The sequence below is a fragment of the Corallococcus sp. CA054B genome (genome assembly GCF_003611625.1).
Taxonomy (GTDB): Bacteria; Myxococcota; Myxococcia; order Myxococcales; family Myxococcaceae; genus Corallococcus; species Corallococcus coralloides.
Map to the genome: position 1 here is coordinate 1 of NZ_RAVY01000447.1, position 399 is coordinate 399.

The 399-nt window shown below is 68.9% G+C and carries 1 pseudogene; it reads right to left on the reverse strand.

From position 1 onward, the window contains the following. Window positions 1-191 (reverse strand): annotated as a pseudogene (locus tag D7V80_RS41260) (FRG domain-containing protein); the annotation flags it as partial. Between the last annotated feature and the right edge of the window lie 208 nt (window positions 192-399).

The window sequence follows — 399 nt, forward strand, 5'->3', positions numbered from 1 at the left end:
GCCCTCAGCAGGTCCTTCTCCTTGCGCACGAACAGCCCCTTGCGGTTGAGCGCCGTGGACAAGTCATTGGCCACCTGGGGCATGCCACGGAAGACGAAGGTGGAGCGGTGACGCCCCAGCACCTCGCTCCACGACCCGGCGAAGAGCGCGTCCTGCAGCTCCAACCATGTCCCGATACGCTGTTCCAACATGGGCGCCTGAACCCCCGCGACAAGATAAACACCGCGGGGGCCCCGGCCTTACGGCGGCCGCTCAGTGGGGGTTCACGGTGTCAACGGAGGGACGCTCGGCCAGGAGCGCGCCCCGGAGCCGCCGCTGCGCCGCCTTGAGCTCCTCCAGGATTCGCTCCGCGTCGATGACCGTGCGCATCGCCAGCCCGCAAGCGGGCGTCAGCACCAC